Genomic DNA, 26,933 nt, shown 5'->3' with positions numbered 1-26,933 from the left:
TTGGACAGCACCAGGTCCAGGCCCGTGATGATCGTGCGGGACACGAGCTGGCCGAAGTCGCGCTCGTTGAAGGCCAGCAATTCATAGATGCCGCCAGGCGCGCGGTGGGCCAACTCGTAGTACGAAGACAAGGTGGGCTGCACGTCGAGATCGAGCAGCAGCACGCGAAGCCCCGCGTCGGCGGCGAGCCCGCCCAGGTTGGCGGCCGTGGTCGTTTTACCGACGCCCCCTTTGGTCGAGACAATGGATACAACCTGCATGGCGTTCTCCGGGTGAGGATGGGAGATCCGTGGGAGAACGGGTCAGGCGCGGCTGTTGACGCGCTCGGCGATCCACTGGTCGATTTCGATGGAATCCCAGCCGACGGCGCGCACACCCAGGCGCAGCGCTTGCGGGAACTGGCGCTTCCTCATCAGGTTGTAGATGTGGGCGCGTTTGAAGCCAGACTTCGCTTCGACTTCTTCGAGGCGCAGGATGCGGCGTTCGTTGTGCGGCAGTACAGGTGTTTGCGACATGGCGGTCACTCCTGAACGCTCAGTGGCGTTTGTTGGCGTGACACCTATTCAAATGTCGGCTTCTGTCCCAGACCACCGCAAATGCGGTTTCCGCGACCGCAGATACGGGCTTGCAAATATCAGGAAACGGCGGCCCGCAGCTTGCGGCGAGCCTGCGCAAACTTGGCTTGCAGCGTGCGATCGGTAATGCCCATGAGTTCGCCGTGATGCGCGATCATCGCGGTAGCGATGGCTTCCTGGCTGTTGAAGCTGGAGTACGGTGTGCCCGACGGGGATTGGCCGAGCATCAGTTCCAGCATCGTGCCGACGATGTGCAGGTAGGTGGCCTCGGCACGGTCGCTGATTGGGCACTGGGCGCATGCAGGAATCACCGTGGGCTGCTTGAGCAGCGCGTCGTGCTGGTCTTGCAGCTCGCGCAGTTGACGCTTGCACTGCTCCAGGGCGGATTTGAGGGCCAAGCGCTCGACCAGCATGGCTTGGCCGGTCTCCAGCGAGATGAAGGGATGGGCGATACGCTCGCTGCGGCAGAAGAGAAAGCCGGGCCGTTGCTCGGGGTAGTGCAGGTGCATCCAACGCTTCAAGTCAACGTGACGCACGGTCAGATCAGGGGAGTCGATCAGCGCGGTATCACGTGTCGTGATGCCGTTTCGTCCGAAGGGCAGTTCCCCATTGAGGATGCCGTCGTAGATCCGATCGGTGTATAGCCGCAGTTCGCCCCAGCGCGGGCAGTCCAGCGACTTCGGCAGGTTCCTTGGCGACGAAACCGAAGCCAGGATCACCTGTTCGTATCGCAGCAGCCCGGCCCAGCGAATGGACGCCTCGATCGGGCGATAGGCCACCTTTGATGCTGGTGCATCATTTTTGTTCTCGTGCATGCTCGGTCTCCTTCCAGGAGAAGAACTACATGGCCGACTCCTTTGCCGCCGACCTCATGGTCGGCCTGTTACCTGCGCAGGAAGCGAGTCCCGATGCCCGCTTCGCCATGGGGCTTGAGTACTTCTCACCAGTTCGCGCTGCTGGTAGCCGTCGTGTGCTCGATGTGCAAAAATTCATCGATCGCTAGATGGTCGATCGTCGGAAAGCAGTCTCGACAGCGACGCTCACGCTATCAGGGTCGTAAGAAGTTACGGCCCCTGCAAAACCATCTAGGTATGACGTGATATGCCAGCGGTTTCACCGGGCACGAAGGGATGGCAATCGCTGCCCAACGTCCAACCGGACGTAGCGAATCCACGCCTGTCATGCTTACCCGAGCATCCTGATATAGCGACAAAGAATCGTGCGCCGACTTGCCACGGCTAGGGTGTGCGTTCTTTCGGTGCGACTTGAGCAGACCCGCAATGCGCGGCGCGTGTGGGTCCTAGACGGCATCCGCGCTAGGCCGGCGCCAAGAGCATCGGCTCGGTCGTCATCGTGTTGATGGTGTGCGGAAGCAGAGGGCAAGGCGTAGGCGACTAGTTCGAGACTGTCGCGGACGACGCAGTGCCGGGTGTGGGTCCGGTGCGCTGAGTACGGGTCTGTGGCCGTCAGTGGAAGTCTTTGGACGATCTTGTTGCCGGGGACAAAAAATAAGGCTACAATTGAGCTCTTCGCTGAGCACCTCGGCGAAGAAACTGTTCGGGAAACAACGACTTACGCGCCTAGTGAATGTCTCGTTTCCCGCTCCAGATGCTGATTTGCAGTCTTCCGGTGAGGTCTGCAAGTCGTTGAAAGAAAGGGGCTTCGGCCCCTTTTTTCGTTCCCGCGCAAGCCACGCAAATCCACCTGCTGGCCCGACAGGCCACAGGGCCTTCATCGGGTCGGTCGTTCCGTTACCGAACGGTTCGGAATCCAGGAGCAGGGTCAGCCGGCAGCCCGGCTGGCGGGAGCGAGGCTCGGCCAGCCGGGCGCTCGCCCCACTTCACCGCAGGATGCCGGCAAAGAAGGCCGACAGCTCGTCGAAGGCGTCCAGCGGCAGGACGTTGGCGACGTACTGGTCCGGGCGGACCACGATCATGCAGCCGCGCTCCCGGTCGATGCCGCGCATGTCGAAGATGTCGCCGGCGTCCTTGTGGTCGACGCAGAAGATCTTCTCGTGGTCCTGCAGGCCCAGCTTGCCGGTCCTGGGCTTGAGCAGCGGGGGCATGTGCTCGTAGGCGAGCTGGTCGAAGGTCTGCTGGAAGACGGCGCGCACGTCGATCACCGCGTCGATGTCCTCGCCCGGGCGGGTGTGCCGGACCACCGGGGACTTCGGATCCTTCTCCAGCCAGTCCGCCAGCCTGTGGATCGCCGAGCCCGGGCTCGAGCTGTCCGCCTGGCCGGCGAAGGCATAGATGCGCCAGCGCGCGTCGGCCTCGGCCGCATGGCCGAGCTGCATCTGTCTGGCATCGGACAGGCGCACCACCGGTGCCGAGTGGAAGCGACGGCCGATCTCTTCGCCTTGCGCCAGCGCCTGGTGCGTTCCGGGCGCGAACAACGCCGAAGTGTCGTACTTCACGGCAGTGCCGCCCGTGAATTCCAGGTTCGCCTTGAACTGGCGGATGATGCGCGGCTCTTCCGTGCCGTCGCGCTCGGCCTGGGTGGTCGGCGCCGACATGATGCGCGCCCATTCGTGGTCGGTATCGACCAGGCGCCTGGCTTCCGTCAGGCGTTCCTTCGAGTAGCTGCGCAACAGCTTGGCGTCGGCCCGGCCCTGCAGCACGTGCACCAGCTTCCAGCCCAGGTTGAACGTGTCCTGCATGGAAACGTTCATGCCCTGCCCCGCCTTGGGCGAGTGGGTGTGGCAGGCATCGCCCGCGGTGAACACCCGGGGGTTGCGGTCCGAGCCCTCGGGCACGTCGTCGAACTTGTCCGTGATGCTGTGCCCGATGTCGTAGATCGACCACCAGACGATTTCCTTCACATCGAGCGAATAGGGCCTGATGATGCGGTTGGCCGCAGCGATCATGTCGTCCTGGGTGAACTTGCGCTGCGCCGCCTTTTCGTCCGGCCGCAGCTTGTCCAGCTCCACGTACATGCGGAACACGTAGCCGCCCTCGCGCGGCAGGATCAGCACGTTGCCCTCGCTGGCCGACGAGATCAGGCACTTCTGCCGCACGTCGGGGAAATCGGTGTTGGCCAGGATGTCCATCACGCCCCAGGCCTGGTGCGCGGCGTCGCCGTGGAGAGTCCCGCCGATCGCCTTGCGTACCGCCGAGTGGGCGCCGTCGCAGCCGACCACGTAGTTCGCGCGCACCGTGCGGGTGGTCCACCAGTTGATGCCGCTGGCGTCCTTGAGGGTCACGGTCACCGGGTGATCGTCGGTCGTTTCGTCGATCGTCAGGCCCACGACCTCCCAGCCGTAGTCGGGCTCCAGGCGCGAGGCCGAGTTCTTCATCACTTCCAGGAACAGTTCGTGCAGCCGCGCCTGGTTGATCAGGATGTGCGGCATCTCGGAGCTGTCGTCGGCCACGTCCTGCACCCGGCCGACGCGCTTGATGTGCGCGGGGTTGGCCGGGTCGGGCATCCAGAACGCGGTCTGGTTGACCCAGTAGGTCTCGCGCTTGACCTTGTCGGCGAAGCCGAAGGCCTGGAACATCTCCATGGTGCGCGTGTTGATGCCGTCGGCCTTGCCCTTGATGATGTTGGCGGGCATGCGCTCGACGATCATCGTGTCGATCTCGGGGAACTGCGACAGTTGCGCGGCCAGGCACAGGCCGGCCGGCCCGGTGCCGGCGATCAGCACGTCGACCTTCTCGGGCAACGGCTCGTGGGTGCCCCGGTTGCGCCGGTTGGGCGCGGCCTGCTTGACGTCGGGGTTGCCGCCCCTGAAGCCATTCTTGTAGAACTGCATTGCCAGTCTCCTTGGGTTGAACAGCGCCATGGGCGATCTGCCGGCGCACCAACGGAATGATATCTATACTTACTATTTGCCGTCAATACTGTATGTATACTTATCGATTGATGTGGCCACCGACGCACACGTTGCGACCTTGGCCCGTGACTCGAGACCCTTCAGACGGAGCACAGGGATGGACCTACCCCACATGGCGGGGCACCTGATACGCCGCCTGCACCAGCAGTCCACGCAGGTTTTCGTCCAGCGCACCCAGGCCGCGGGCTTCGACCTGACATCCGTGCAGTTTGCCGCCCTCGACGCGATCCATGCCCACCCAGGCACCGATCAGGCCCGCGTCGCGGAGATGATCGCCTACGACCGGGCCACCATCGGCGGCGTCATCGACCGGCTGGAGCAAAAGGGCTGGATCCGCCGCGTCGTCAGCGAACGCGACCGCCGGGCGCGCGAACTCTCGCTGACACCCGAGGGGAAGCGCATCCACGCAGCCCTGCTGCCGATCGTTCAGGACTTGCAGGAAGACATACTTCAGCCCCTGAGCCAGGCAGACCGCGCACGCTTCCTCAAGCTCGCCCGTCAGGTGGTGCGGCCTGGGTGACGAGAGGCGACCGAAACCCTTGGATGGCGACGTGCCGCCCCTCAACTCGAACTGAACCCCCTGGGCTTGCAATCCCTGCAGCCCCGCCACGCCAGGCATGCTGCCTCAGCGACTCGACCAATTGCTGCAGCGGGTCCCCCGTTTCTTCCCGCCACCGCCATGAATCCAGCCGGTTTTGAACTGACCCCCAGACGTTGGATACTTTTCGTTGCCGATTGCGAAAAACAAGGCTATAATTAAAAGCTTCGCCGGCGATTTCGGCGAGGAAAGTGATCGGGGAACAACGCCTTGGTGCTTGACTCGTTTCCCGGTCCGTCGACTCTGCGGTCGGCGCCTCTGGCGGCGGCCGCGCGGTTCGCGAAGAAGGAAGCATCCGCTTCCTTTTTTCAACCGGTCCGGCTTGGCGCGATAGCAAAGCGGTTATGCAACGGATTGCAAATCCGTCCAGCCCGGTTCGACTCCGGGTCGCGCCTCCATCCACCGCAATCCTCGCATCCGGCGCGCCCTCGGGGCGTCGGACAGGCGATGCTGCGACAATACGACGTTCCGCCCCGGTGGTGAAACTGGTAGACACAGCGGACTTAAAAACATCTTGTGGTGTAGTATTTTCAACGGTTAGCAGCACATTGCGCGTAAAAGTGCGTAATCCGTTGAAAAGGAGCCAACACCATGGGGTCGATAGTCGAGTCCAAGAAGATCGGCAAGGACGGTAAGGCCGTCACGATCTACCGGGCGCACATCCGGCGCACCGGATTCAAGAGCCAGTCCAAGAGCTTCCGCACCAAGACCGAGGCGAAGGAATGGCTGCGCAACAACGAAGCCACCGTCTTGCTGGAAAAGAAGTCCAAGGGCTCGGGCACTACCTTTGCCAAGCTGGCCGAACTGTTCGCGGCCGCGCCTCCGATGAAGGGCACGCGGTATTGGGACGCCGGCCACCTCGATTTCTGGATTGAGCAATTCGGCCCGCTGCGCCTCAACGAGGTTACGCACGGCGAAATCAACGCGGCCGTGGCTGTGCTCCAAACCCGCCCAGCCATGCGCGCCACGTCGAGCGGCCCCAAGCCCACCGGCAAGCTGCTGTCGCCGGCCACGATCAACCGCCACCTGGCTACCCTGTCCGCCGTGATGAACTTCGCGCTCAAGCGCGGCATGATCGAGGCGCACCCGATGAAGGCCGGCAAGGTGGAGAAGCTGACCGAGGGCAACGGGCGCAAGCGCGTATTGACCGACGAGGAAGTTACGCGCCTGCTGGCTGCTGCCGAGGGTAGCCGCTGGCCGATGATGCCGCTATTCCTGCGCATGCTACTGACCACGGCCGCGCGCAAGTCCGAAGTGCTCCACCTTCGATGGGAGCACGTCAATCTGGCCGAGTCGGTGGCAATCCTGCACGAAACCAAGAACGGCCGGGCGCGGGCCTTGCCGCTGGTTTCCGACGTGCGCGCGGCCCTTGAACAGGCCAGCAAGGTGCGGCCGATCAATTCCGACTACGTGTTCTTCGACCCCAAACACCCGGCCCAGCCTAAGAACGTGGACACCATCTGGCGCTTTGTGCGCCAGCGCGCCGGCCTGCTGAAAGACCGCGACGACCCGCTCGACCAGGTGGTGCTCCACACGACCCGACATTCGGCAATCACCAAGATGCTGAAAGGCGGCGCGAACCTCACCCAGGCCGCCGTCGTGTCCGGCCACCAGACCCTCGCCATGCTCAAGCGATACGAGCACCTGGCCGCACAAGATGCCGTCGAACTCGCCGAGCGCCTGCTGGGCAACAAATCCGCCTGACCCTCACCACGAAAGGAACCACACCATGACCACGCTCAACCTGAACCCCGTTCAAATCCAAGCCGTCCTGGGCGCCATCAATGGCAGCTTGGAGGATTACTTCAACGAAATCCGCCGGCTGGACAGCGAAGCTGAGGGCTACAAAGAGGCTTTCGACAGCATGATGGACAGCTACGAACAACTGGCCGGCGTGAAGGCCCTCATCGAGGCGCAAGCGGCCCAGCACTGACCGGCGGCGCCCCGCATCGAGGCCGCCTTCGGGCGGCTTTTTCATGCGTAAAAACATAATTTAGCGGGGGTGTGCGTACCTAATTCTGAGTTGCGCCATACTTATTTCGCGCGCCAAAGAGTGCGCGGTCGTCCGGCAGCGTACCTATGACTGTCGGCGTGCGATAGTCCGCCAAAATGAAGTCACGCCTTGGAAGCTATCGGCCAACACGTTACGGGCACTCCGGGTCGGGTATGCGTGGCAATCATCAAGGAGTGCGCCATGCAACCCGAAGCCAGCCAAGGCGATGCAATCGCCCTTGACGACCTCTTCACCATCGAAGAACTGGTCGCCCAATATCCCAAAGTCCTGTCCATCAATACGATGAACTGGCACCTTCGCCACCGTGACACAAACGGCCTGGCCGCCGCATGCGTCAAAGGCTTGCGCCGCAAGATGCTCATTTCAAAATCGCGTTTCGAGCGCTGGCTGGCCACCCAAACCGAAGCCGGGAGGGCCGCCGCATGAACCGCCGCAACCTCTCCAACATCGGCATGGGCAATAAGGCCCAATACGACACGTTCCCGCACACTCGCGCCGCACTGGCGAACATGCGCGACCTTGCAATCAGCGACCAGGAACTCGACGCGGTGGCGGCAATCGCCGACAAGTTCGACGCCGAGGACCAGGCGTGGATCGAGGCCGGCTTTGCCATGCGACGTGCCCAGGATGGCCGCAACGTTTTGCAGCATCCTGCCACCCTCGCGGGCAAGAAAGGGACGACCGCCCACGAGCCTGTCCGCCGTGATTTCGGCATTCGCGGAATGTGCGCCGCTCTGAACATGACCGAGGACGAGTTCTACCAGGCACAGCGACGCGGTGAAATTGGGTTGCCTGACGTTCCGGGCAGCTACTCCGCGCGCTGGTCTGTCGTGGCACTAGACCGGATCGTGAGAAAGCGCATGCCGGCGGGCGCCAACCGAGTTACCTACCCACTGGAAGCCTTGCAGCGTGCGGAGCGCGCCGAGGGCCTGTCGAAAGGGGGAAACCATGATTGACGCCCCTGAAAAAACGAAAGCCCCGGCGGGCACCGGGGCAATCGAGAAGGACCGAAAGGAAACAGAATCGACAGTTGCAAGTGTAGCGGGCGCTCAAAAAATAGGCAACCTGCCTGTCATGGCCCCGGCCGCGCTGCGCGATTTGCCCGGCTGGCTGATCTGGAAGTTTGAGCCCAGCGACAAGAAGCCGCGCAAGGTGCCGTACTACGTGACCGGCGGCCGGCGCAAGGGCACCCAGGGAAGCCCCGAAGATCGCCGCCAGCTTGTGACCTTCGACGCGGCGAAGGCAGCAGCCGAGCGCCGGGGATTCGACGGCGTGGGCCTCGCCATCCTGCCCGAGTTTGACATCGTGGCCCTGGACTTCGACGAGTGCATCGTCGACGGTGGCGTGCACCCCGAGGTCGAGAAGCTGGTGGCCTGCACCTATGCCGAGTATTCCCCATCCGGCAACGGCGTGCGCGCCTTCATGCGTGGCGACCTGGGCAACCACAAGGACAACGGCGCGCCGTTCGGCTTCGAGACATTCAGCAGCACGGGCTTTGTGACCTTCACCGGCAACCGCCTGGACGTTACCGACCTGCTGGGCCACGACGACACCATTGCCGACGTTACCGACGACGTGCGCGCGCTGGCCGTGGCGCGCTTCGGCCGCGTGGCGAAGGACGAGGCCACCGACGACCCGCTCATGGCCTACGAGCCCCGCCTGGGCCTTTCCCCGGCGCAGATCGCCGCCGCGCTCGATGTGCTCGACCCGGACATGGGGCACGATGCCTGGCTGCACGTGGGCATGGCCCTGCATCACGAAACCGAGGGCGAAGGCTTCGACTACTGGAACGACTGGTCGGCCAAGGGCAGCAAGTACCCGAGCGAGGACGTGCTGCGGCACCGCTGGGAATCGTTCGGCAGCAACCCAGGCCGCCCGGTGACGGCGCGCTACCTGGTCAAACTCGCCAACGAGCACGGCGCCGGCATCGCGCTGGATATTGCGAGCGCCGACGACTTCGAGGCTATCCCCGATGAGCCGGCCGCCGAGGATCTACGCTTCCGCGTGGTGCCGGCCGCCGAGTTCTCCCAGGGCCAGCCGCCGGGCTGGATCATCAAGGGCGTAATTCCTCGCGCCGAGCTTGTCGTGCTCTTCGGCGAGTCGGGCTCGGGCAAATCCTTTCTCGCCCTGGACATGGCCGCCGCCATCGCGCGCGGTATCGACTGGCGCGAGAACCGCACCAAGGCCGGCCGCGTGGTCTATATCGCCGCCGAAGGTGGCGGGGGCGTCCGCAATCGGCTGCGCGCCTACGAGCTGCACCACGGCGTGAGCTTCGCCGGCTTGCCGCTGGGCATCATCCACGCCACGCCCAACTTCCTGCAAAAGGCCGACGCGCTCGACGTTGCCAAGGCCATCGTGGCGGGCGGCCCGGCCGACGTGGTAATCGTCGATACCTTCGCCCAGGTCATCCCCGGCGCCAACGAGAACGCAGCCGAGGACATCGGCAAGGCCCTGACCCATTGCCGTGGCATTCACCGCGCTACCGGCGCCGTGGTTGTCCTGGTGCATCACGCCGGCAAAGACCCAACCAGGGGCGCGCGTGGCTGGTCTGGTATCCGCGCAGCGGCCGACGCTGAAATCGAGGTGCTGCGCCTGCCCATGGGCCGCATGGTGCGCATTTCAAAGCAGAAGGACGGCATCGACGGCCGGGAGTGGGGCTTCGACCTTCACTCCGTGTCCATCGGCATGGACGAGGACGGCGACGTGATCGACTCGTGCGTGATTCGAGAGGCCGAGATTCCAGCCGGTGGGCGCATCGACCCCAAGAAGCGCGTCGGTCCTTGGGAAAAGCTGGTGCTCGACGTGGTGGGCGAAATCGCCCTCGGCCAGAACAGCGGCATCGAGGTCGACCAGGTGCTCGCCGAGGTAGTGCGCCGAGGGCCAGCGGCCGAGGAAGGCAAGCGCGACACCCGAAAGCAACGAGCACGGCGGGCGCTGCTGACCTTGTGCGAGGGGGACGAGGCGCCGTTCTTCTTGGAAAACGATTGCCTTTCGGTGCTGTGATGAATCCGCATATTTTGCGAATCCGCAAGAAACCACGCGCAACGTGCAACGCGGGCGCAACGTTGCACCGTGTTGCAGTGTTGCGCATCCGGGCCAAGTGCAACATGCAACGCGGGCGCAACGTTGCACCGTGTTGCAGTGTTGCGCATCCGGGCCAAGTGCAACGCAACGCAACACCACCCTTTAGGGGTGTTGCAGTGTTGCACGGTGCGGGGGTACTGCGATGCCGAATCCGCAGGAAATCGCTTATTCATTTCCAAGCCGAACCCTTGGCCGGATTTGCTAGACGCATCGCGCGCAATGCAGGCGAGCGATATAGCAGCCGAGGCCATCCGCACACAATCCGCGCACTACGCGCGCGTGGCAGGGGCGATATATGCCGGCCTGGGCGCAGCGGCCGGAATGGGTGAGAACTGGACAAACCTTACACCCCATCGCCCGCGCGCCGGGGCGCAATACAGAGAAAGGAACCCGAAAGCATGAAGATGCCCATCGGTTGTTACAAGGGCCAGTCGGTGGCCTCACTGCCGACCAAGTATTTGGCCTGGCTGATTTCCCAGGATGCCATCCGGTTCAAGCGCTGGCCCCTGGTGAAAGAGGCCATGCGTGTGCTGCGTGCCCGGTTCGAGAGCTTCGAGGTGTTGGTGGCCGAGTTGCAGGTCGACACGCCCCCGCCGGAATACTGGAAAACCGCGAAGCGGGCCGGCCAGAAGAAGGCCGAGCAAGCCGAGAAGCTGCGCGCCCTGGAAGAGCGCCGGGAGAACGAACACCAACAGCGCCGGCAGGCCGCCAAGGCGCGACGCGAGACCCAGGCGCCACCCGCCGAGGCATCGGCCGGCGTGCTCGATGCGAGCTACTACGTGCGCCAGGCACGGCAGCAAAAGCCGGTCGACCCCAACGACGTGAGCGACCTTTTATGACCCCTCAACGGATTCGCGGACTGTTAGCGGGCCTGTATTGGCGCGGCTTTCCGGCGATTCGCGTAGTTTTGTGCGTAATGGAGCCTCAAAAATGAACGAGAAACAGATCCCCACCGACCTTGCCCGACTGGTCAAGGCCATGCAGCAGCACCCAGTCGACACCCCGGTGGGCCGCGTGCTCGCCAACCTGCTGCCCGATGCCGACGAAACACTGGCCTGGCTGGACCGGCAGGCGCGCCGGGCAGCGCGGCCCGTGGTGTTTTCTTTCCACCCCGGCTACGTGCTGCTCGGCTTCGAGGATGAGCACGAAACCATTCCCGACCCGAACATGGCCGGGCTTTCGGCCGCTTGGGAAATCTTTTTGCACGGCGACAACGCGCCGTTCGTGTTCTTTGCTGCCGACCGGGGCATGAGCCCCGACGCGCTGCGCATTGCGCTGAAACGTGCGGCAGCATGGGCCGAGCCGTATTGCATGCCCCTGGCCGTGGCAATCCGGGCTATTACGATTCACAAGGACGGATCGGCGAGCATCGACCCCGCCTACGTGCCGCCCCTTCACCTTGGCGTATTTTCGGCGTTCGCGCCGGCCTTCCCATCGTTGCCGCGTGACAGCATCGGGGTATCCAACTGGACAAAGGAACCCCACCATGAACGCGCAACAGAAGATCGAGGCCATTGCGAAGGAAAAAGCCGGCCACGAGCAGACCCTTGAAACCCTACAGGCCGCCCTCGACGCGGCCGCCGATGCCGGCAACCTGGCCGAGGTCAAGCGCGTGCAGACCGAAACCGCCGCAGTGCAGGAGCTTGTTGCTTCCTGCGACCGCCGCGCCGAGAAGCTGCAAGCCGACCTGATCGCCGAACAGAACGCAGCCCAGCGCAAAGCCAACGACGCCGCTCTGGCGAAGTTCAAGGCCGCCGCCAAGCGCCTGCCGCCGCGTGCCCACAAGATCGGGCAAATCATCGCCGACCTGGCCGCTGAACTCGAAGCCTTCCATGCCGATGCGCGCGAGGCCAGCGACGGCGCCTACATCCTCGTCAAGCAAGCGGACGAGGCACGCCCCCATGACTACCTGCACCTGTGCGCCTATACCAGCTTCACGGACAACGTGCTCGGCCATTGCCTGGGCGACGAACTGCGCAAGGCCGATATTTTCACTCGCTTGGCCCCGCACGGTTCCCTGCGCCTCGAACGCCTCGACCTGCCGCCCATTGGCGAGTGCATCGAGAACCGCGTCGAGAACCTGACGAAGCGCGTAGAGCACGCCTTCACGGCGGCCAACAAGTCCCTCGCATAAGGAGTCCACGCCATGTTCATCGACGCTCAACAGCAATTTTCCGACAAGCAGGCCGTGACCAGCACGGGCTATTCCACCAACAGCGTGGAAATCCCGCCCGGCCTCAATGCCGGTATCGACATGGCCGCGCAGATCATCGTGCGCAGCGAGTCGGGCACCAACCCCACGCTGACCGTGGAACTTGAAACCTCGGCCGATGATTCGACCTACACCAAGCTGGTGGGCGTGCCGAAGCCAGCCGGCGACAAGGTGTTCAACATCGCCCTGGGCAAGATTTCCGGCCTCAAGAAGTTCCTGCGCCTGCGCTACGTGGTGGGCGGTGTTTCGCCGGCCTACAACATCACGTCCATGCTGGTAGCCGGCGACGGATTCAGCAGCATGGGCATTCAGCACATTGCCGCGCGCGGGCAAGAGTAACCGGGAGCAACCGCCATGCAGCACAACCTCATGAACGCCCCGGCACCTGGGCACGCCAGCACCGCCGAGAAGCGACTGGTCGCGCGCTACCTTGCCCGGCGGCCGGGACTTCGGCAGGCAATGAAGAAGGCGCCGCCGTGCCCGCTGTCCTGGTGGGGCCTGCTGCGCCAAGCCGAGGTCAACGCTGGCATCTTCCACCGCCCGCCGCTGCGGGCAGTTTGAGGGGAAAACATGAGCGGACTAGGACTTGGCGGCCTGTTCCTGCAAATCGGTGGCGCAGCTTCTAGCGCCATCGGCAGCTACTACAGCGCGGCCCAGCAGAAAATCAACCTGAAAACCCAGGCCAATCTCGCGGACATCAACGCGCGCATCGCCGAACTCGGCGCGCAGTCGGCCCTATTGCAGGGCCAGCAGCAGGTCGGCGCCCTCACGCTCAATGCCGGCCGGTTGAAGAGCCGGCAACGCGCGGCGCTTGCGGCAAATGGGGTGGATTTGGGCGAAGGCAACGCGGTAGAGATTCAGGCGTCGACCGACATCATGAAAACGATTGACGCCAACACCCTGGAAGCCAATGCCGTGCGCACTGCATGGGGAATGCGCACCCAGGCCACCAACTACCAGAACGAAGCCCTGGCTGCGCGTGCCACGGCCGGCGCAATCAGCCCCGGCATGTCGGCAGTTTCCTCGCTGCTGGGCAGCGCTGGCACCGTGGCGAGTTCCTGGTACCAGTACAGCAAGGAGAAATGACCGTGCGAACTGTTGGTGTTTCGGCTGCTGGGCGACCTGTCGGCGAGTTTGTACCGGCGGCAAAGCTGACCTTTGCCAAGGTGGAGAAAATGCGCCGCCTGCACGTCGAGGACGGCCTCACCTATACCGAAATCGGCAAACGCTTCGGCGTGCATAGAAAGACCGCATCGAGCGCCATCAGAGGGCAAACCTGGGCAATTCCAGTAGCCAAGATGGTGCTGCAACTCGAAGCCGAGGACGTTACCCACCTGTCCGCTGGCGAGGGAAAAACGCTACTTGCCAGGAAGGCCGGCACCACGCTGGCATCGGCCTACAGCGCGATGAAGAAGGCCGGGATTGCCTGGGACGGCACCCACCGGAAGGAGAAGCACACGCACTGCAAGCGAGGCCACGCCCTCGAAGGCGCCAACCTTATCGTGCGGAAGAACGGCACCCAACAATGCCGGGAGTGCATGCGCGCGCGGGGGCGCGAATTTGCAAGGAAAAAGCGCCATGCCGCGAACAGTTGCCATCAATGACGCCGGCCTGCGGATTGGCGAGGACCACCAGAACGCGAAATACACCAATGGGGAAATCGAAATGGTGTTGAGCCTGCGCGATGACGGCAAGAGCTACGGCGAAATAGGCCGCCTGGTCGAAATGCCCAAGAGCACCGTGCGCGACATCATCAAAGGCCGGCGCCGCTGCCAATACCCGGCCAATTTCAAGAAGATCAAGGAGTAACCCAAGTGCCAACCGTACCGACCTACGATGGTTTCCAGGCAACGCCCAACACGTTGCCGCAGGCCCGCATCGGCATGCCGGAAATGCCCGACGTGGCAGGACAACAGGCGCAGCAGTTGGGGCGTGGCATGTCGAATCTCGGCCAGTCCATGACGGCCATTGCCACCGACATGCAGCGCGAAGCCAACGCCACCGTCGCCAAGGACATCGACACGCAAACCACGGCCGCATTCAGCGAGGCGCTGTACAACCCGGAAAGCGGCTTCATGGTGCGCCAGGGCAAGGACGCGGTGCTGGGCTTCGAGCAGACCGTTTCTGGCCTGCAAGACATCCGCCGCAAGGCCCTGGACGATGTAAAAAGCCCGGCCGTGCGCCAGATGATCGAGCCGGTGCTCAACACCCGCATGCAGCACGCCCTTGACGCCGTGATCCGGCATTCCGGGCAGGAAAACAGGAAGTACCAGATCCAGACCGCCGACTCGCGCGCCGTGGTGAGCCTGCAAGATGCCGCGATGAATTACACCGACGACGGCCGCTTCGTTCAGGCCCTGGCCGTCGCCCAGGAGGAAACCGAAACGTTGGCCCGCCTCAACGGCTGGGACGAGACGACGGCGCAGTTGCAGGCGACCAAGTACCGCGACCACGGTTTCAAGATGCGCTACGAGGCGTGGCGGATCACCGACCCGGCCGGCGCCTTCGCCCATTTCCGCCGCCATGCCGAGCAAATCAGCCCGCTGGCGCGCGAACAGCTTGGGCGCTACCTGTTCCAGGCGGCCGCCCCGGTGCTGGCGGCCCAATACAACGCGGCCGGCGGTTCCGGCGTGGTGCCTTCGGCGCAAGGTGTTGCCGATCCCTCGGCGCCGCGCGGCCTTCGCAACAACAACCCAGGCAACATCATGAAGGGCGGCGACAACTGGCAGGGCGAGGTGCAGGGCAACGACCCGCGCTATGCCACCTTCGAGACACCCGAGGCTGGTATCCGCGCCATGGGCAAAACCCTGCTGACCTATCAGGAGAAGCACGGCCTCAACAGCGTGGAGGCCATCATTGCCCGCTGGGCGCCGGCCACCGAGAACAACACGGCGGCCTATGTCGCCACGGTGGCGAAGGAAATGGGCGTGAAGCCTGACGCCGCGCTCAACCTGCGCGACGGCGACACACTGAACAAGCTGACCCGCGCAATCATTCGCGTCGAGAACGGCACCCAGCCATACACCGACCAGCAGATCGCCACGGGCCTGGCCGCAGCGACCAAGGGCTCCCCGCTGCCCAAGGCGTCGGCCAGTGCCCAGGGCGACCCCACGGGGCCGACCGGGTACCACGAACTCGACACGCTGCCGGCCGACTGGCGCCTGCACGTATTGCAGCTTGCACGCTCGCAAGCCCACCAGCAGATGAGCGAGGCGCGCGAGTCGCTGCGTGGCCGGGTACAGGACGCGACGGCGGCCTACCTCTCCAACGGATTCGCGCCCGACGCACCGAACGAGGGCGAATTCATCCGCGCTTATGGGCAGGTCGAGGGCGTGCAGCGCTATGCCGAGTTCCAGGAAACCGCCCGGCTGGGCCAAACCTTGCAGCAGGTCAAGACCCTGCCGGCTGCTGCCCTGGCCGACATGGTGAGAACCGCCAAGCCGACCCCCGGCGAGGGCTTCGCAGCCCGCCAACAGAACTACAACACCTTGGTGCAGGCCATTGAGCAAGTGCAAAAGGCCCGGCAGGACGACCCGGTGGCCTACGCCATCCAGGCCGGTAGCTACGGCGTGCAGCCCATCCAGCGTTTCAGCGACCCGAGGGACTATGTTCCCGAGTTGAGCCGCCGCGCTGGTGTTGCCCGCCAGATGGCGACCGACTACGGCACGCCCTTGCAGGTCATGACCAAGCCCGAGGCCGACGCCTTCGCCGAGCACCTGGCAAGCCTGCAAGCGCCCGACAAGGCACGCGTGCTGGGGCAGGTATTCACGGCCGCAGGCCCGGCCGGCATCCAGTCCATTGCCGCGCAGTTGAAGGACAAGCACCAGACTATCGCCATTGCCGGGATGCTGACGAGTTACAGCACGACCGCCGGCAACAGTGCCGCGCTGCTGTACCTGCAAGGCAAAGAAGCCATCGAGCAGAAGCGCGCCAAGATCGACGACGCGGCCGAGATTGGCGTCCGGGCGGAAATTTACAAGGCCATCGAGGGCGTCTATCAGACCCCGCAAGGGCGCGACGCTGCCGCCGAGGCCGCCTTCGGCATCTACGCGAAGTTCAAGGCCGATGGCGATAGCGATGTGCCGCGCGCTGTGCGCATTGCTACCGGCGGCATCATGGAACACAACGGCAGCAAGATCGCCAAGCCCTACGGCTGGCAGGACAGCCAGTTCCGCGACGCCCTGCGCAATCGGGTTTCTGTCGCGCTGGCAGCGCAAGGCGGCGAATACCTGGTCGGCGGGAACCGCGTGAGCGCGGCCGATTTCGGCAAGATGCTGCCCGGCGCCCGGCTGCAAACCTACGGGCAGGGCTCTTACCTGGTCATGGCCGGCAACGACGTGGTGCGCACGCCAGGCGGCGCGCCGTTCATTCTCAAGGTGGGCGAATAATGTTCGACGAACTTTTCCCCAAGGAGCGGGCAACCTCGCTGTCCCAATCGGTGCAGCGCCCTTATCAAGCGCCCGAAGCCCCCGGTACATTCAGCGGGGTGGGCGGTGCGATTGCTGACGCTTTCCCCCACGCGGCCTACACCGCCGGGAGCGCATGGGCGGCCGTCCTCGACGCCTACGGCAAGGCGGCAGCGTATCGAGATGCCCCCACGGTGGCGATGATCCACGGGCAACCAATGCCCGACATGGACAAGCTCAAGCGGGAAACCATCGACCAGATGGGCAACAGCGAGGTGGCGCGCCAATTCCGCGAGCGTGCCCAGGACTATCTGCCCGACCCGGCATCGGTGGGCATGGCCGGCCAGATCACCCACGGGGTGCTCTCTTCCCTGACCAAGGCCGGCGCCTATGCCGTGGCGGGCGGCCCCGCTGCGCCCGTGCTTTTCGGTGCGGATTTGGGTATCAACCGCGCACAGGAATTGAGCGACAAGGGCGTCGACGGTGGCACCGCCGCCCTGGCTGGCACCGTGACCGGCATAACCAGTGCCGTGGGCATGCGCCTGCCGGCGGCGATGGGCTCCACCCGACTGCAAAGTGCTGCAATTGGCGCCGCCGTGAATCCGGCCTTGAACGTGGTCGAGATTGGCGGCATTCACGCGCTGCTGGAAGCTGCCGACTACGAGGGCATCGCGGCGCAGTACCAGCCGTTCGACCCGGTGAATCTGGCCGTGGCCGCCGTGACTGGCGCCGCCTTCAGTGCCGCTTTCCACCGTGGCAAGCCCGCTACCGCACCGCGACTGAGCCCTGACGAGCACGCTGCCGCACTGACCATGCACGAGGCGCGCGTCCGTGATGCCGACGCGCTGGTGCGCTCTGGCGACATCGAGGCGGCCAATGCCGCCCGTGAGGCGCAGATCACCGCGCGAAATCAGCTTGATGCGGGCGAGCCGGTAAGCGTGGCGCATCGTGTCCCTGCTGATCCTGAGCAGATCGCGGGGGCATATCGTCGCGTGGCGGATGGCCCGGTCAAGGAAGTGCTGGCCGAGGGCGTGCCGAACAAGGCGCCGGAAGTCGGCCCCCTGGCGCCAGAGGTGCCGCTGCAGGTCGCGCAACAAGCCGACACCGCACCGAAGCCCGCCACCAACCCGGTAGAGCGCCTGGTCGAGACTGTGACGCGCATGTTCTCGCCCGATGAGGCCGCCCAACCAGCCAGCCAAGGACGCAAGGCCGACACACCCGAGCAGGCCCGAGCGTTCGAGATTGCCGCGCGCACCCCTGACGCCGTGGTGCGTAACGAAGAGGGCGTCGACGTCCGTGTTGCCGAACTGCTGAACGCAGCCGACGACCTGGAAGCCCGCGCCCGTACAGACTCGGCGGCATTCGACGCCGCCATTGAATGCGCTTTGAGGTTCCCACAATGAGAAACGAATGCATCCAAGCCGTTGCGCAGGCCATCGGGCGCAGCATCACCCAGGCCGAGGCGCAAGGCATCGAGGCCCGCATCCTGGACCAGATGAAGCAACTGGCCCGGAAAGACCCGGCGGCATGGCAACAGATGAGCCGAGAGGCCCGGCTGCGCGCAGCGGCCGCCGAAGCCGGCAAGAGCACCCTGGCGGCCGCTTCCAAGCAGAAGCAGCGCGTCGCCCTGACGATCATTGCTCACGACCGTGTGATGAACCGTTACGCGGCATTGCGAGGGGAAGGAAAAAAGCCCTTTGCCGCCGTGGCTCGCATCCTGGACGACGCCAGCCGCTTCACCCGTGGGGTTTCCAATGAATACTTTTCCGGCCTGATCGACACCTTCAACGCGGTGCACCCGCGCTTCCTTGGCATGATCGAGGACGCACGCGAGGCGGCCGACCTGGTGCGCGAGATTTTCGGCGAGGCCACCGGCAACGCCATGGCGGCCAAGGGTGCGCGCGCCTGGCTGGATACCGTCGAGGCCATGCGGCAGCGCTTCAACGCTTCCGGCGGCGATGTGGCAAAGCTGGATTACGGCTATTTGCCCCAGCCTCACGACGACGTGCGCGTCGCCCGTGCAGGGCAGGCCAAGTGGGTGGAGGACATCCTGCCCCTGCTGGATCGGGCACGCTACGTCGATGAGAACGGCGTGCGCCTGGATGACGCCCAACTGGCCGACATGCTGGGCAAAGCGTGGGAAACCATCGCCACCGGCGGCTTGAACAAGTTGGAGCCCGGCAAGTCGCAGGGCCACGGCATGCGCGCCAACCGGGGCAGCGAGCACCGCGCGATTCACTTCAAGGACGCAGCCAGTTATTTGGAGTACGCGAAGAACTACAACCGGGGCGGCATCCTATCGGCCATGCAAGGGCACGTCTCCCGCCTCGCCAGCGACATCGGCCTGGTTGAGGAATTCGGCCCGAATCCCGAGGTGCAATTCCGCTTTCTGCACGACACCGCACGCAAGACCGGTGAGGCGGATCTTGTCGGCCCGTATCTGGTGCGGACTGCCGAAATGTGGGACGTGCTCACAGGCAAGGCCGGGCAGGCGGTGAACGTGCGTCTAGCCGAGGTTGCCCAGGGCGCCCGGAATATCGAGGTTTTCGGCAAGCTGGGCAGCGCGTTTATTTCCAGCATCACCGACCTGCCGACCTACTTTGTGACGACTGGCTTCAACCGGCTGGGCATAGTCGACGCGACTATCAACCTGGTGCGCTCATTCGGCAAGGACACGACCGACTACGCTAACCGCGCCGGCTTGGTGGCCGATTCCATCATCAGCGACATGAACCGCTGGGCCGAGGGCAACATCGGCAAGGGCTGGACGGCCAAGCTGGCAAACGCCACGATGAAGGCCAGCCTGTTGGAAGCCTGGACCGATGCCGTGCGGCGCGGCTTCTCCGTCACGATGATGGGCGCGCTGGGCAAGATCACCCGCACTGGCTGGGCCGCGCTCGATGCCGGCGACCGGCTGCGCCTGGAACGCAAGGGCGTGACCGAGACGGACTTCAAGGTGTGGCAACTCGCGACCCCGGAAAACTGGCGCGGTAGCCAGATGCTCACGCTGCAAGCGGTGCGGGGTATCGACGAGGCGAAGCTGCAGGCGGCCGGACTCACAGTGCGCGACCAGAACCGGGCCGTGGCGCGGCTGCTTGGCACGATTGCGGACGAATCCGAATTTGCATCATTGGGCCAAGACCTGAACACCCGCGCGGCGATTTCCCGAGGGACGCAAAAGGGCACCTTTGCCGGGGAGTTCCTGCGCTCGCTGGCGCTGTTCAAGGGCTTCCCCCTGGCGATGATTTCCCGGCATTGGGGCCGTGCTGCCGAGCAATGGCGCGTCGGCGACAAGGCGTCGGCCGTGGCGTACAGCGCCGCCCTGGCAACCGGGCTCACAACCTTTGGCGCGATTGCGATACAACTGAAAGACCTGATTAACGGCAAAGACCCCCGTGACATGACCACGGCCAAGTTTTGGGGCGCGGCATTCGCCCAGGGCGGTGGCGTCGGTATCTTCGGCGATGTTCTCTACACCGGCATGGGCGGCCAGAACCGGGCAGGGCTTCCGAACTGGATGAACCTAGCCGGCCCGGTCATTGGCAGCGCCTTTGAGGCCGCCGACCTGACCTTCGGCAACATCGGCCAGGCTGCGCGCGGCGAGGATACGCACGTCGGCGCCGAGGCCCTGCGCTTTGCGCGCTCGCACGCCCCCTTCGTCAATCTCTGGTACGCCAAGGGTGCGCTGGATCACGCCGGGCTGCAAGACTTGCAGGAATACCTCTCACCGGGCTACCTGCAACGGATGCGCGAGCGCGCCCACAAGGATTGGGGGCAAGACTTCTGGTGGCGACCCGGCGAAGGTTTGCCAGATCGCGCGCCGGACATGGAGAACGCGCTGGGCCGTTGAACCTTGGGGTGTGCTTTGTCGATTTGGCCCGCTTCGGCGGGCCTCTTTGCTGGTGCCTGGGACGGGAATCGAACCCGTATGGCTTGCGCCGAGGGATTTTCATCACACTACGGCTTTCGCCGCCGGCCGCTGCCGTTCGTGCGCTGGACTATGCCTTCACCGTGGCGCTGCGCGCTGTAGGTGCCCCCCGTCTAGTCTCTACACCTTCCCCTTGCGAGGCTTGGCTCGGCGTTGCCTCGACCATTGCGGCCAGGGGTTTCACCGAATTTGAGGGGATTCACGCGGGCGCTTTCGCTTCCCGGTGCTCAATCTTTAAGTCCCTTGTGTCTACCAATTTCACCACCCAGGCAGCGAAGCCGTGCATTTTACCGAAGAGTGCGCAGCGCGTAAAATGCGCGTAACACACAACACAAACCAACTCATAACAACACGCCCGGAACTCATGCCAACACAACAAAAGCCCGCTATTTCATCGCGTTACGTTGCGGTGCGTTGAGTGGGTTTGTGTTGGGCCTTGACTTAAAATCTGTTTTGTCAAGTCTTCTCTGCTTGCGCCAACGAGTCACAAGGTCAATAGTGACAACGGTTTGCGAGCATTCAAGATGCAGCTTCATAGCTTGGCTTGGCGGTTAGGGGCCAACTAGGCGCCAGTAGATGGAAGTAGGTGTTCCTGCGCATTGCGCACTACGCCCGAGTGGTGAAATCGGTAGACACAAGGGACTTGAACAATTTGAGCCTTCGGGGGGAAACGCCTGAAGTGAAGCCCGTCAAAATCGGCGAAAGCCCTGGATGCTTCGGCATCCGAGCCAACGCCGAGCCAAGCCCAAGCTACAGTTTGGGAAGGTGTAGAGAGCAGACGGCGGGCACCTACGGCCGCAAGGCTATGGTGAAGGCGTGCTCCAGACCACGAACAGCGCGTGTGCGCTGGCGGCGAAAGTCGAAGTGGTAAGAAAATCCCTCGCCGAAAGGCGTGCCGGTTCGATTCCGGCCTCGGGCACCAATCCAGAGCCGCCCCCGTTTACGCAGGGGCGGCTTTTCCGTTCTTGGGTTGTGTGCGCTTGAATCCCCGATCGCCAGCCATGAAGGCTTCCAACATGTGCGGAATCAGCGTCAAGGCATCTACTGCCTCGCCGTATGCCTGCGCGTGCAGCGCGGCGTAGCGGTCGAGGTCGGCTTTCAGGCTGGCCGGGCAGGCAAAGGTCAGCTTGACGCTTTCGGTCTTGGGCAGCGGCCCGAGCCGCAGCTTCTTGGTCGTGTTCATCGCATCGCCCCCCTGTTGAAGAACAGCGGTTGGTACGGCCGCAACACCAAGTCACGGTTGACGATGATCCGCACCGACAACCCCGGCCGTTCGGTCAGCGTCGGTTGGATGTTCATGTTGCGCCGGGTCATCTCCTGGCCCACCTGATTGATGCTGTCCTGCGCGCTGTCGCGCCCGGCGATCACGATGCGGTTGCCATCCTGCCGGTTCTCCGGCGCGGCCAGCTCTGCGCCCACGCCCAGCAGCGTGGTCAGCGCCGCGCCGGCAAAGACGCGATCCCAATGCCAATCGACACCATCCTCCAGGCCGGAATAGCCGGCCGGATCGGTGCCCGCGAGGTTGTCAAGCTTCAGCGATGACGTGTCGGGCAGGATGATGCGGTTCCACACCACCTGCACGCGGCTCTGCCCATAGCTCACCTGGCTGTTGTACTTGCCCAGGATGCGCGATCCCTGCGGGATCAGCAGGAACTTGCCCGTGGCCGTGTCATAGACCGGTTCCGTCACTGTGGCGATCACGTCGCCCGGCAAGTCCGACTTGATGCCCGTCACCAGTGCCCCGGCGATCACCGTTCCGGCCATGACCTGGTACGGCGAGGACGGCATTTGCAGATTGCCGGAATTGCGGGTTTCCGTAGAACCGCCTTTCAGGAACGCCTCTTTCTGGTCTTGCCGGTTCTGCACGGCGGTCGGGTCGGCGGGCTGGGCCGCCGTCGAGGCCGGGCCAGCGGCCAGCGGGTCGAAGCCCGCCAAGCCTGATGCCGAGCCAGTCGCAGCGACTTGCGCCGTGCCTGGCGCTGCGCCCTTGCCGGGAGTGCCCGAGCGGAAGAACACCGAAGAAGCTGCGGCTGCTTCGGCCTCCTTGCGCTGTGCATCCTCCGGGTCGTGGCCCGGTGGCGCATACGTCGGCGCCATCGGTTGCTGCGACTTCACGATGGCTGGGCCAAGGTCGCCCGGCAGCGGCGGCCCCAGCTCCGGCACCTTCGGCAGCTTGGAGTAATCCGACGGCAGGCCGTCCAGCCCTTCGGACTTCGACACGCGATCCACGTTGTACAGCTCGGTCTGCTCGCCCGCACCGCGTCGATGCGGCTGCAACGACCAGATCGTGGCCCCGAGCACGGCGACCGACAGGCCGCCGGTGAGCATGGCCAAGGTGCGCCGGTTCAGGCGCGTGACCGGGCGCGGCTGGGCGCGCAGCGCCACCGCCTCGGGCGCGACCTTGCCCGTTTGCGGCGCAAGGTCAGGGGAATCGTCCTGGCTCATGGTCAGTTCCTCCGCGTGCCACCCGAGACACCGTCTGTGCGCTCAATGCGCACCACGTCGCCCTTGTCGCCGCCCAGGCGCAATTCGGCCGCGCCGAACAGCCGATCCACGATGTAGTACGGCGAGCGGAAACGGTAGTTCACCAGTTGTCCGTCACCCTGCGCGCCGATGACAAACAGCGGCGGCAGCTCGCCTTGTGCGATGCCGGCGGGGAACTGGATGTAGACCTTCTCGCCATCGTCGAAGGCGCGCAGCGGCTTCCACGGCGGATTGCTGCCGCTGACCGCGTAGCGGAAACGGATCTTCTCCAGCGACAGGCCGCTATCGACCGGCGCGGCGGCGCTGGCCGCCTGCGCCTGGCGCTGCAAGGCCAGCATCTTGTCCTTCGGATACTCCCAGGACACCGATGCCATCCACGTCTTCTCGGTCGAGGTCAGCTCCAGCAGATAGGTGCGTCGGCTGGTGGTGATGACCAGATTGGTCTTCAGGCCCGAGCGGATCGGCTTGACCATCACGTTGACGCGCAGCGCATCGCCGCTGCCGCTCGATGTATCACCCACGATCCAGCGCACGGTATCGCCCGCCGCCACCGTCACCAGTTCCTCGCCTGGCTGGAGCGCGATCACGGTCACGCGGCCCACGGCCGCGTAGACCTGGTACAGCGCGCCATCGGTGAAGGGCCAGACCTGAATCGCGTTGACATAGCCCTCGCGCGTAGGCGCAATGCGCGCTTCGGCATTGGCGCGCGAAACGCGCACGGTTTCATCGGCAGGTTCTGCGGCGGGCTTGGCATCCGGCACAGGCTTCATCTGCGCCGGCATCGGCAGCACCTGCGATACGGCTACTACCTCCACGGGCACAGGCGGCTCCGGCAGCGGCTGGGCCTGCACCGGCTCATCGAGCGAAATGGTCGGCGGCGGCTTGCCCTGCGTGGCGCAGCCAGAGAACAGCACCGTCGAAGCTAACAGCGCCACCGGCAAGGCAGATTTACAGAAAAGATCATTCATGGTTTTGCTCCTTCATTCGCTTCCAGTTCGCGGCTCCACGACAGGCCGTTGACGTAGATGCCCAGAGGGTTCTTGCGCAGGCGCTGCTCGGTGCGCGGGGCTTGCAGCACCGTGGAAATCACTGCGTTCCAGCGTTCAGTGCGATCCAGCACGCCATTGACGAAGCGCGTCTCCGTCCAGCGCACGTTGAAAGACGTGTCGCTGGCGCGGGTCACGCTGGTGATCTGCACCGTCACCGACTCCTTGCCGATGCGCGCGAACGGATCGGTCACGCGGGCGTACTCGTTGAGCACCACGGCGCCCTTGTCGGTCGTGTAGTCGTAGGCATCGAGCCAGTTCTGCCGCACAACGATGGGATCGATGGACAGCGAGCGCACCAGGCCGATAAAGCGGCCGAGGTGGTAGGCGATCTGCGCATCGCTCGGCTTGTAGGGCGTGGCGGCTTCGCCGACAGCACGCACCTGGCCCGCGTTATCCACCTCGATGACATAAGGCGTGACAATGGACTGGGCCGAGCGCCAGACCAGGCCGCCCGCCATCAACACCGCCAGCGTGAGGCAGCCAAAGGCCATGAAACGCCAGTTTCTGGCCTGCACGCGGGTCGAACCGATGCGCTCGTCCCAGACTTGCGCCGCGGATTGGTACGGGGTGGCAGGCTGCGGCGTATCGGCGTAGCGCACCTGCGGTCGTTTGAATCGCATGGGGGTTCTCCTTGAGGATCAGGAATCGCTTCATTCATCTGGACTACGCAAGCTCGGCCCTTGTCCCGAGCCGCCGCCATCGCCCCCGCGCAGCGTGTGGGCGGCAGTGGTCGCGGCATGGGCGAGTTGCTGACGGCGATGCAGACGTTTGGCCCAGGCGGGTTGCTCGGTTGATGGGGATGAAGCGGTGGCATTGCTGGCGCCCTGCGCCTCGGCACCAGCCCCGGGTGCCGAGGCAGCTTCATCGGGCCGGAAGGCGGCAGCGACACGCTCCTTCATCGAGCGCGCCCCATAGGCCACCTTCTGCCCGGCCGCCTGCGCGCCGGTCTTGGCAACATTGCCTACACCAGCGGCGGCGCCCTTGAGGCCGCCGCCGGCGGATGCGGAGCTGGCCTGGAACGCCGACCGCGCGCTGCTGGCGGCTCCAGCGGCGACCCGCGCGCCGCTACCAGCCAGCCTGGCGGCTGCGGGCGCCATGCGTGCCCCGGCGGCTACCGCACCGCCGACGCCCGTGGCCGCAGCACCCACGGCAACGGCAGCGCCGGCCGCACCCAGCGCGGCCCCGGCCATCGCGCCAGCGCCAAGCTGTGGCGCGCCCGACACCAGTCCGGTGGCAATGCCCGGCCCAAAGATGCCCAGGGCCAGCATGGACAGCGAGGCCAGCATGATGACCAGCGCCCGGTCGATGGAAGGTTCGGAGCCAGGCGGAATCCTGAATTCGGCGAACAGCCCCGAGCTGATGCCCACAATGACGGCCAACACCAGCACCTTGATGCCCGCCGACACCACATTGCCCAGTACCTTCTCGGCCAGGAACGCAGTCTTGTTCCACAGCGCAAACGGAACCAGCACGAACCCGGCCAGCGTGGTCAGCTTGAACTCGATCAGCGTGATGAAGAGCTGCACCGCCAGCACGAAGAAACTGACGATGACCACCAGCCAAGCGAAGAACAGCACCACGATCATGTCGAGGTGGACGAACACCTCGGGGAAGCCTGCCAGATCACCGATCTGCTGAAGGATGGGCGCTGCCGCATCCAGCCCTGTCTTTGCGAGCCACCCCGGTTGCAGGAAGCGACCCATGCTCAGGGTCGAACCGCTGGCCGTCAGTCCCAGCCCAGCAAACGACCGGAACACGATGCCCGCCAGGGTATTGAAGTTTCCGATGATGTAAGCGAAGGCGCCCACGTAGAGCACCTTGCGGATCAGCTTGGCCATGACGTCCTCACCCTGGCCGCTGGCATGACCCATGGCCCAGAACAAGCCCACCAGCGTCATGTCAATGACGATCAGCGTCGCCGTGAGGAAAGCCACCTCCCCCTGCAGCAGACCGAAACCCGAGTCGATGTAGCGCGAGAACGTGTCGAGAAATCGGTCGATGACCGTCACGTCATTCATGACCCGGCTCGTCAGTTGCCGTAGAAGTTGACGGTCTGCGGCGTGTACGGCGTGCCCGTGCCAAGAAAACGTCGCCGCACCTCACGCCCGCGTTCCGCAGCCGCCGCCTGCCGCGCCAGTTCCAGCGAGGCCGCCCGGTCCTGCGTGATCTGCAACCGTTGTGTCTGGATCGACTGCTTGGCCTGCAAGGCCAGCAGCTGGTTCATGGCCTGCATCGCTTGCAGCGCGCCCTCGGCCGACTGGCTCTTACCCACGAGGTCAGCCAGCACGCTTTCGTCGTCACTCAGGTTCTGCGACGCCTGAGCCTGCATCTGCATGGTGGTTCGCAGACCATTGAGCGTGTTCTTCCAACGCTCCTGCGCATCGAGGTACATCTGATTGCCGCTCACCGTGGCGGCGTACTGCTCGGGATACAGGCGCTTGAACTCCTTGTCCAGATTCGCCACGTCGTAAGCCAGCCCCTTGGCCTGCTCGATCAGCCGCTGGGTCAGCGCCAGATTACTGCGCAGGCGGCTCACTACGCTGAACGGCAGGCTGGCCAGGTTGCGCGCCTGGTTGATGAGCATCTGCGCTTCGTTCTGGAGCTGGCGGATCTGGTTGTTGATCTGCTCCAGCGTGCGAACAGCCGTGAGCGTGTTCTGCACCAGATTGGTCGGGTCGAGCACGATGTCGCCGACACCGAACAGTGCGTGCGCGGGCTGCACGATGCCGAAGGCGAGCACGCAGGCGGCGG

At 64.5% G+C, this 26,933-nt stretch carries 28 protein-coding genes and 1 tRNA gene; 19 read left to right on the top strand and 10 right to left on the bottom strand.

The window, feature by feature from the left end; genetic code table 11:
• The 3 genes from PKA16_RS13030 to PKA16_RS13020 all read right to left on the bottom strand — a co-directional run.
• Window positions 1–260: ParA family protein (locus PKA16_RS13030; protein WP_324403744.1), on the bottom strand; the 260-nt coding region annotated here is incomplete at its 3' end.
• A gap of 42 nt (window positions 261–302) precedes the next feature.
• Window positions 303–515: an AlpA family transcriptional regulator gene (locus tag PKA16_RS13025; protein ID WP_021205176.1), complete on the bottom strand. Its 213-nt coding sequence runs from the start codon at window positions 513–515 to the stop codon at window positions 303–305.
• Window positions 516–634: 119 nt separating this feature from the next.
• Complete coding sequence (locus PKA16_RS13020) at window positions 635–1,390, bottom strand: hypothetical protein (protein WP_021205177.1); 756 nt, start codon at window positions 1,388–1,390, stop codon at window positions 635–637.
• 29 nt (window positions 1,391–1,419) lie between these two features.
• Between PKA16_RS13020 and PKA16_RS13015 the strand changes: the two genes are divergently transcribed.
• Window positions 1,420–1,578, top strand: coding sequence for a hypothetical protein (locus tag PKA16_RS13015; protein ID WP_021205178.1), 159 nt, complete (start codon window positions 1,420–1,422; stop codon window positions 1,576–1,578).
• Window positions 1,579–2,415: 837 nt separating this feature from the next.
• Here the strand turns inward: PKA16_RS13015 and PKA16_RS13010 are convergent.
• A complete protein-coding gene (locus PKA16_RS13010) occupies window positions 2,416–4,326 on the bottom strand; it encodes an FAD-dependent monooxygenase (RefSeq protein ID WP_324403739.1) in 1,911 nt (636 codons plus the stop codon).
• Between the two features lie 178 nt (window positions 4,327–4,504).
• Here PKA16_RS13010 and PKA16_RS13005 point away from each other — a divergent pair, with 178 nt between their 5' ends.
• The 18 genes from PKA16_RS13005 (at window position 4,505) to PKA16_RS12920 (ending at window position 20,571) form a co-directional block, all read left to right on the top strand.
• The gene (locus tag PKA16_RS13005) at window positions 4,505–4,927 is read left to right on the top strand and encodes a MarR family transcriptional regulator (RefSeq protein WP_324403737.1); all 423 of its coding nucleotides are present in this window, start codon (window positions 4,505–4,507) and stop codon (window positions 4,925–4,927) included.
• A gap of 402 nt (window positions 4,928–5,329) precedes the next feature.
• Window positions 5,330–5,403: transfer RNA gene (locus PKA16_RS13000), tRNA-Cys, on the top strand.
• A 193-nt stretch (window positions 5,404–5,596) separates the two neighbouring features.
• Complete coding sequence (locus tag PKA16_RS12995) at window positions 5,597–6,709, top strand: tyrosine-type recombinase/integrase (RefSeq protein ID WP_324403735.1); 1,113 nt, start codon at window positions 5,597–5,599, stop codon at window positions 6,707–6,709.
• A gap of 25 nt (window positions 6,710–6,734) precedes the next feature.
• The gene (locus PKA16_RS12990) at window positions 6,735–6,938 is read left to right on the top strand and encodes a hypothetical protein (RefSeq protein WP_324403733.1); all 204 of its coding nucleotides are present in this window, start codon (window positions 6,735–6,737) and stop codon (window positions 6,936–6,938) included.
• 261 nt (window positions 6,939–7,199) lie between these two features.
• Window positions 7,200–7,445 carry a hypothetical protein gene (locus PKA16_RS12985; RefSeq protein ID WP_324403731.1) on the top strand — a complete coding sequence of 82 codons (246 nt, stop codon included), beginning with the start codon at window positions 7,200–7,202 and terminating at the stop codon, window positions 7,443–7,445.
• Window positions 7,442–7,975: a hypothetical protein gene (locus tag PKA16_RS12980; protein ID WP_324403730.1), complete on the top strand. Its 534-nt coding sequence runs from the start codon at window positions 7,442–7,444 to the stop codon at window positions 7,973–7,975. The genes PKA16_RS12985 and PKA16_RS12980 overlap by 4 nt, the downstream gene beginning before the upstream one ends.
• Window positions 7,968–10,022 carry an AAA family ATPase gene (locus PKA16_RS12975; RefSeq protein WP_324403728.1) on the top strand — a complete coding sequence of 685 codons (2,055 nt, stop codon included), beginning with the start codon at window positions 7,968–7,970 and terminating at the stop codon, window positions 10,020–10,022. The genes PKA16_RS12980 and PKA16_RS12975 overlap by 8 nt, the downstream gene beginning before the upstream one ends.
• 479 nt (window positions 10,023–10,501) lie before the next feature.
• Window positions 10,502–10,942 (top strand): DUF3820 family protein, encoded by a 441-nt coding sequence (locus tag PKA16_RS12970; RefSeq protein WP_324403725.1) that lies wholly within the window; start codon window positions 10,502–10,504, stop codon window positions 10,940–10,942.
• A gap of 91 nt (window positions 10,943–11,033) precedes the next feature.
• The gene (locus PKA16_RS12965) at window positions 11,034–11,654 is read left to right on the top strand and encodes a hypothetical protein (RefSeq protein ID WP_324403723.1); all 621 of its coding nucleotides are present in this window, start codon (window positions 11,034–11,036) and stop codon (window positions 11,652–11,654) included.
• Window positions 11,590–12,237 carry a hypothetical protein gene (locus tag PKA16_RS12960; RefSeq protein ID WP_324403721.1) on the top strand — a complete coding sequence of 216 codons (648 nt, stop codon included), beginning with the start codon at window positions 11,590–11,592 and terminating at the stop codon, window positions 12,235–12,237. The genes PKA16_RS12965 and PKA16_RS12960 overlap by 65 nt, the downstream gene beginning before the upstream one ends.
• A gap of 12 nt (window positions 12,238–12,249) precedes the next feature.
• Complete coding sequence (locus tag PKA16_RS12955) at window positions 12,250–12,654, top strand: hypothetical protein (protein ID WP_324403719.1); 405 nt, start codon at window positions 12,250–12,252, stop codon at window positions 12,652–12,654.
• A 15-nt stretch (window positions 12,655–12,669) separates the two neighbouring features.
• Window positions 12,670–12,876 carry a hypothetical protein gene (locus tag PKA16_RS12950; RefSeq protein WP_324403717.1) on the top strand — a complete coding sequence of 69 codons (207 nt, stop codon included), beginning with the start codon at window positions 12,670–12,672 and terminating at the stop codon, window positions 12,874–12,876.
• A gap of 9 nt (window positions 12,877–12,885) precedes the next feature.
• Window positions 12,886–13,401: a hypothetical protein gene (locus PKA16_RS12945; RefSeq protein WP_324403715.1), complete on the top strand. Its 516-nt coding sequence runs from the start codon at window positions 12,886–12,888 to the stop codon at window positions 13,399–13,401.
• The gene (locus PKA16_RS12940; RefSeq protein WP_324403713.1) at window positions 13,398–13,919 is read left to right on the top strand and encodes a hypothetical protein; all 522 of its coding nucleotides are present in this window, start codon (window positions 13,398–13,400) and stop codon (window positions 13,917–13,919) included. Before PKA16_RS12945 ends, PKA16_RS12940 begins: the two co-directional genes overlap by 4 nt.
• On the top strand, window positions 13,894–14,124 hold the full coding sequence (locus tag PKA16_RS12935; RefSeq protein WP_324403711.1) for a hypothetical protein: 231 nt from the start codon (window positions 13,894–13,896) through the stop codon (window positions 14,122–14,124). The genes PKA16_RS12940 and PKA16_RS12935 overlap by 26 nt, the downstream gene beginning before the upstream one ends.
• Before the next feature lie 5 nt (window positions 14,125–14,129).
• Window positions 14,130–16,703: a hypothetical protein gene (locus tag PKA16_RS12930; RefSeq protein WP_324403709.1), complete on the top strand. Its 2,574-nt coding sequence runs from the start codon at window positions 14,130–14,132 to the stop codon at window positions 16,701–16,703.
• Complete coding sequence (locus PKA16_RS12925) at window positions 16,703–18,124, top strand: hypothetical protein (RefSeq protein ID WP_324403707.1); 1,422 nt, start codon at window positions 16,703–16,705, stop codon at window positions 18,122–18,124. Before PKA16_RS12930 ends, PKA16_RS12925 begins: the two co-directional genes overlap by 1 nt.
• A complete protein-coding gene (locus PKA16_RS12920; protein ID WP_324403705.1) occupies window positions 18,100–20,571 on the top strand; it encodes a hypothetical protein in 2,472 nt (823 codons plus the stop codon). The genes PKA16_RS12925 and PKA16_RS12920 overlap by 25 nt, the downstream gene beginning before the upstream one ends.
• A gap of 1,018 nt (window positions 20,572–21,589) precedes the next feature.
• Here the strand turns inward: PKA16_RS12920 and PKA16_RS12915 are convergent.
• Genes PKA16_RS12915 through trbJ form a run of 6 tightly spaced genes read right to left on the bottom strand, consistent with a single transcriptional unit; the run spans window position 21,590 to window position 26,922 of the window.
• A complete protein-coding gene (locus PKA16_RS12915) occupies window positions 21,590–21,832 on the bottom strand; it encodes a DUF2274 domain-containing protein (RefSeq protein WP_019372997.1) in 243 nt (80 codons plus the stop codon).
• The gene (locus PKA16_RS12910) at window positions 21,829–23,094 is read right to left on the bottom strand and encodes a TrbI/VirB10 family protein (protein ID WP_324403700.1); all 1,266 of its coding nucleotides are present in this window, start codon (window positions 23,092–23,094) and stop codon (window positions 21,829–21,831) included. Before PKA16_RS12910 ends, PKA16_RS12915 begins: the two co-directional genes overlap by 4 nt.
• Window positions 23,095–23,096: 2 nt before the next feature.
• The gene (gene trbG, locus PKA16_RS12905) at window positions 23,097–24,101 is read right to left on the bottom strand and encodes a P-type conjugative transfer protein TrbG (RefSeq protein WP_324403698.1); all 1,005 of its coding nucleotides are present in this window, start codon (window positions 24,099–24,101) and stop codon (window positions 23,097–23,099) included.
• Window positions 24,098–24,802 (bottom strand): conjugal transfer protein TrbF, encoded by a 705-nt coding sequence (gene trbF, locus PKA16_RS12900; RefSeq protein WP_317702089.1) that lies wholly within the window; start codon window positions 24,800–24,802, stop codon window positions 24,098–24,100. The genes trbG and trbF overlap by 4 nt, the downstream gene beginning before the upstream one ends.
• Before the next feature lie 30 nt (window positions 24,803–24,832).
• Complete coding sequence (gene trbL, locus PKA16_RS12895; protein ID WP_201395730.1) at window positions 24,833–26,200, bottom strand: P-type conjugative transfer protein TrbL; 1,368 nt, start codon at window positions 26,198–26,200, stop codon at window positions 24,833–24,835.
• 11 nt (window positions 26,201–26,211) lie between these two features.
• Entirely contained in the window at window positions 26,212–26,922 is a 711-nt protein-coding gene (trbJ, locus tag PKA16_RS12890; protein WP_324403746.1) for a P-type conjugative transfer protein TrbJ, read from the bottom strand.
• Window positions 26,923–26,933: the final 11 nt, after the last annotated feature.

This window comes from Ottowia sp. (assembly GCF_035325765.1).
Lineage (GTDB): Bacteria > Pseudomonadota > Gammaproteobacteria > Burkholderiales > Burkholderiaceae_C > Ottowia.
The sequence above is the reverse complement of the archived record's forward strand: the minus strand, read 5'-3'. Positions and strand labels throughout refer to the sequence as shown.